Annotated in this window: 4 protein-coding genes; 1 reads left to right on the top strand and 3 read right to left on the bottom strand. The window is 58.7% G+C overall.

The annotated features are described in order from the left end of the window. Positions 1–118: 118 nt before the first annotated feature. Positions 119–820, bottom strand: coding sequence for a pentapeptide repeat-containing protein (locus IGS51_RS06600; protein WP_297077352.1), 702 nt, complete (start codon positions 818–820; stop codon positions 119–121). Between the two features lie 16 nt (positions 821–836). Beyond that, positions 837–1,478: a hypothetical protein gene (locus IGS51_RS06595; RefSeq protein WP_172353686.1), complete on the bottom strand. Its 642-nt coding sequence runs from the start codon at positions 1,476–1,478 to the stop codon at positions 837–839. Positions 1,479–1,804: 326 nt separating this feature from the next. Here IGS51_RS06595 and IGS51_RS06590 point away from each other — a divergent pair, with 326 nt between their 5' ends. Beyond that, positions 1,805–3,931, top strand: a complete 2,127-nt coding sequence (locus IGS51_RS06590; RefSeq protein ID WP_297077351.1) for a sodium:proton antiporter — start codon at positions 1,805–1,807, stop codon at positions 3,929–3,931. A gap of 275 nt (positions 3,932–4,206) precedes the next feature. Here the strand turns inward: IGS51_RS06590 and IGS51_RS06585 are convergent, their stop codons facing one another. Further along, the gene (locus IGS51_RS06585; RefSeq protein ID WP_297077349.1) at positions 4,207–4,821 is read right to left on the bottom strand and encodes a hypothetical protein; all 615 of its coding nucleotides are present in this window, start codon (positions 4,819–4,821) and stop codon (positions 4,207–4,209) included. Positions 4,822–5,029: the final 208 nt, after the last annotated feature.

Genomic DNA, 5,029 nt, shown 5'->3' with positions numbered 1-5,029 from the left:
CCCTTTTTTCTCGTAGCCATTCTCAAGAGGATCTGAATTTTTCGAGGTGCCCAAACGATACCTTTTCAAACACCCTCTAACCATTTCGTTTTTAGCTTTGCCTAGAGGAGCTTTAATGCTAGCACTGGGGCAGGCGGGGCTGTAGGATAGAGCGGCTGAGGTCGGTGTCTTGCAGAATTGCTTCTCCTAAGTTTGCGTAGCTGAGCGTTGCCCAGCGCAAATCTGTCTGGATGAGCGTTGCCTGTTGAAAATTCGCCCCAAACAGGTAAGCGCGGCTGAGGTGCGTGGAAACCAACTGTGCGCCCTGAAGCTGCGCCTCGAAGAGATAGGCGTTAATTAACTCTGTTTCTAGCAGGTTGGCTTTGCACAGGTTGGCGTGGTTTAGCGTGGCGCGTTGCAGATTGGCATAGGCGAGGCTGCTGCGCTCTAGATTGGCATAGGCAAAGTTGGTGGCGCGGGCGTTGGCATAGCTGAGGTCTGCCCCGGTCGCGTTGGCGCGGTAAAAGCTGGCATCTCGCAAGTCCGCCTGTTGCAGGGTCGCCCCAACTAGCAGGGCATTCGACAGGTCAGCCGCCTGAAGCTGGGCGCTGTGCAGGGTTGCCAGGGTCAGGTCGGCGTAGCTGAGGTCGGCGGCTTGGAGCAACGCAAAGGCCAGGTTTGCGCTCTGGAGGTTGGCATGACGCAAATTCATCCCTTGCAGGTCGAACCCGATGAGGTTGGCGTGGCTAAGGTCTGGCGTGACATTGGGAGCGTGCGATCTCCATTGGTTCCAGCGATCGCCCCCCATCCGCAGCAGCGCTATATGCTCGGCGTTTGCCATAGCCTGCTCCCGTGCCCTACTCCTTGCGTCCTGCGTCAGGGAACGGCCGACCCGACGAGTTTTCGATGGCCTCGATTGCGGCGCGAGACCCTGCAATGATGTCCCGTTCTTCGCCCCCCAGATAGAGCCGCCCAAAGCTGCCCACAGAGGAAATTTGCAGAATGTTGATCAGCGCTGCTTTCTCAGCTTCATTGGCGGCCAGCGAGGCGTAGGCGGCTGGCTCGACCTCCAGCACGTATAGCGTTTGCCCCGATAGCAGCATTTGCCCCCGGCGGTTGCGGTTGATAAGCTGGGCGTGGTGCGGGTCGATGTTGCGGATGATCTGGCTGGAGATAATGCGCGGCTTATAGCAGTCCTGCGATCGCACGCCCAGTTCCGCCAGGATCGCCCGGCCCGCCGCCTGGGTTTCGCCCTGGCTGCTGGAATGCACCTCCAGCAAGCCATACAGCCGCTCGGTAAACAACACGCCCGGCCGCACCACGGCAGATTTGAGCGCAATGTCCATCAGGCGGTTGATTTCAATTCCCGGCGAAATCTCGATCCACAGAGAGGCATCACCCGGCAGCGGCAGAAACCCAACGGCGACGGTGCCCATGTAGGCGGCGTGCTGGGATTGTAAGCGGTCAATGTAAACGTAGCTGCGAAGCTCAATTCCCAAAGCTGGTTACGGGTGAGAAAAACGACAAGCCATTGCCCAGTGTATAGCTTTTCTGGGTGCGGCTGGGAGTGAGCGCAAGATTTGCGTGAGATTTGTGCGGCGGATTTCTGAGCAGCGCGATCGCCCCTAGAGAGCCAGCCAGATTCCTCGTGTGAAGAGAATGGGGGGCCGCGGGGAAAGCTAGGATCGGTTTATACCGCCCGTTGCCGATTACAGTTAGAAAATGATGAGTCAGACCCTATTCACAGCCGTCTTCAGATTCAGGCATTTGGCTAAAGGCATTGTGGTAAACCGTGTTTTGGGGCGGCAAGTGCCCACCTGTTGCCATGATTGAGGGATTGTCGCCCACTCCCGAAACGCCGCTGGCACTGATGCTGCAATTTGTGATTGCGGTGCTGGCAGGCATTAGCGGTCAGGTGGTAGCGGCGTTTTTTAATGTGCCCAGCATTGTATTTCTGCTGATTTTCGGCATTTTGCTGGGGGGCGACGGGCTGGACTGGCTGCATCCGCAGTCCCTCGGTCTTGGGCTAGAAGTCATCGTGGCGCTGTCGGTAGCGCTGATTTTGTTTGAGGGCGGGCTAAACCTGGAACTGCGGCAGCTCAGCACGGTATCGGGCAGCCTGCGGAACCTCGTCACCCTGGGTACGCTGATTACGCTGCTGGGTGGCGGCATGGCGGCCCACTGGCTGGGGGAATTTCCCTGGGCGATCGCCTTTCTCTACGCCGCGCTGGTGGTCGTCACCGGGCCGACGGTGATCAGCCCGCTGATGAAACAAGTCCAAGTCGATCGCCAGGTGTCCAGCTTGCTAGAAGGCGAGGGCGTGCTGATCGACCCAGTGGGTGCGATTCTGGCGGTGGTGGTGCTGGACGTGATTCTGAACGGCAACGCGGCTCCGCTGTCGGTGGCTAGCGGGCTGCTGCTGCGGCTGGGCATTGGCGGCGGCATTGGGGCGCTGGGCGGCTGGCTGCTGGGGCAGTTTCTCAAGCAGGCTAAGTTTTTGTCGGAAGGGCAGAAAAATCTGGTGGTGCTGGCAGGCGTGTGGGGTTTGTTTGGGCTGGCCCAGAGTATTCGCAGCGAGTCGGGGCTGATGACGGTGGTGCTGGCGGGGCTGGTGTTGCGGGCTTCGTCGATTCCCGATGAGCGTCTGCTGCGGCGATTCAAAGAGCAACTGACGATTTTGGCCGTGTCGATTTTGTTTGTGCTGCTGGCGGCGGATTTGTCGTTGGCAAGCCTGTTTGCGCTGGGCTGGGGCGCGGGGCTGACGGTGCTGGCGCTGATGTTTATCGTGCGGCCGCTGAATGTGGCGGTGTGTACGTGGAACAGCGGTCTGAACTGGCGACAGAAGCTTTTCATGTGCTGGGTCGCGCCAAGGGGCATTGTGTCGGCTTCGGTGGCCTCTCTGTTTGCGATTTTGCTAACCCAGCGCGGCATCAGCGGCGGTGAGGCGATCAAGGCGCTGGTGTTTCTGACGATTCTCTCGACGGTGTTTTTGCAGGGGCTGACGGCGCCGGGCGCGGTGATTGTCGGCTGCAACCCGCTGAGCCTGCTGATTGGGCGCATGTTTCAGGAGCGGGGCGAATCGGTGGTGCTGATCGACACTGACTTGGCGGCGTGCAAACTGGCGGAGCAGGAGGGGTTGCGGGCGATCGCCAGCAGTGCGCTAGATACGGACGTGCTAGAACAGGCGGGGCTGGGGCGGGTCGGCACGTTTCTGGCGCTAACCAGCAATGGCCAGGTGAATCAAGTGCTGGCGCAGCGGGCTGCGGAGGAGTTTCAGCCGCCTCGCGTGCTGGCCGTTGTGCCGGGAGATTTGAGCCAGGAGAGCGAACCCGTGGCGATCGCCACCAGCGCTGCCAGTTCCTCTACACCTTCCCCCACCTCGCCCAAGGTTCAGCCCGCCTTTGTGTCCAAAATGCCGCTGAAAACCTGGAACCGCTATTTAGACGATCGCGATGTGCGCCTGGGAGAAACCGTTCTTCAGGAGCCGATCCTGGTGGAGCAGCAGGTACATCTGGCAACGCTGATTGCGGATGGCAAGCTGATGCCGCTGCTGGTGGAGCGCGATGGGCAGCTTCAGGTTGCCTCGACTGAGGTCTTGCAGGAGGGCGATCGCCTCCTATACCTGTGGCACAATCCCAAATCCAAAATGCTGAAACGATTGGGCGGCAGCAACCCCAACGCCCGCCTGATGCCGGAGCGCATTGCCGAGGTGGAAACCCTGCCCCAGCCGTCGGTGGAAATCGAACAGCTTTTGTCGAAATCTATCGCTGCTGCGCCTGTCGCTGAGGAGGTCGAGGGCGATCGCCCTGACTCTACGGTTCCCGACGCAGTTCCCGACGCAACCCCCGATGCTATCTCTAGTGAACCCCAAAGCGAAACGCCCCAAGCTGCGGCCGATGCTCTGACTTCCGGCATCACGCCAGAGGATGTGTCAGAAGCGTCCGTCTCCTAGGCGGTGTCTTAAACCTTTCTAGGTCGTTGATTGCCTTGAGTCGATCCCCCTAAATCCCCGCGCTTACGCGCCGCTTCGCTAGAAATAAGGGGGACTTCCGGAGTGGTTCGGCTCGGTTCCCCCCTTTTTAAGGGGGGCTAGGGGGGATCAAAGGGTCTTAAAACGCGCCCTAGCAGTTTGACTGCTAGCAATGTGGTGCCTGCAATGTGGTGCCTGCAATGTGGTGACTCTTGGCAATCTGGTTCTTGGCAATCTGACTCTTGGCAATCTGACTCTTAGCAGTCTGGCCGCTTAACCCAGATTGCCAGACCACCGCCTCGTCCCCGCGCTGCCAAAAAGTGGGGCTTAGCCTGAAAAAACGAAAAGAAGGGCAATTTGGCGATCGCCCGTGCTGCAAAGGCTTCTGGGGATTCTTCGCGCAGGGTGCGCTGCCACAGGGGGCGATCGCCCGCGCCAATCGCCATTTCGGTAAAATCGAACGCCAGCAGATTCTTCTTGGGCTGAAAGCGGCAGGGGCCAGTAAACCGAAGCCACAGCCCGCCCAGCGTCACCTGATTGGCAATCGTGCCTTGGTTCGTCGCTGGATCAGCCGATGCAAAGCTAATCTGCGCGGGCACAAACTTGGGCCAATAAAAACCCGGCCCCAGTCGAATCCCGCGTCGGCGGGCTTTGCGCGTGGCCGTGGTAAAACAAAGCCGCCATTGTCCCAATAAATGTTCAAACGCGAGGGGCGTTTTTTGGTGTCGTGCGGTCGTTTCTGCCGCCAGCATGGCTGCTACCAGCGCTTGCGCCGAGGGGCGATCGCCGCTATCCCAGAAAGTCGCTGCGGCCTGAGACAGCGTGGCGATCGCCCGCGCCTCCGCCACCTCCAGCGATTGAGAATTGCTCATTTCAGAGGATTGTTTAGGTTACTTCATCTGGCTGGCAGGACAGTAGACAAGGTTTCCAGCCTAAGTCCTGGTGTTTAGTAATTAGCAGTGATGGATGTATTGAAAATCATCAATAGAAAGAAAATATTAACACGGTTTATAGTACAGTTAAACTCAGAAGTGTTGAAAGATAGCTCAACATACAAAGAATGGGGGCAGAATGTAGTAT

The sequence above is a fragment of the Thermoleptolyngbya sp. M55_K2018_002 genome (assembly GCF_015295965.1).
Lineage (GTDB): Bacteria > Cyanobacteriota > Cyanobacteriia > Elainellales > Elainellaceae > Thermoleptolyngbya > Thermoleptolyngbya sichuanensis.
This window is presented reverse-complemented; position numbering and strand designations above follow the sequence as displayed.

Excerpts from the sequence above, each read along its gene's own strand:
- IGS51_RS06600 (WP_297077352.1), bottom strand. The coding sequence starts at position 820 with ATGGCAAACGCCGAGCATATAGCGCTGCTGCGGATGGGGGGCGATCGC.
- IGS51_RS06590 (WP_297077351.1), top strand. The coding sequence starts at position 1,805 with ATGATTGAGGGATTGTCGCCCACTCCCGAAACGCCGCTGGCACTGATG.
- IGS51_RS06585 (WP_297077349.1), bottom strand. The coding sequence starts at position 4,821 with ATGAGCAATTCTCAATCGCTGGAGGTGGCGGAGGCGCGGGCGATCGCC.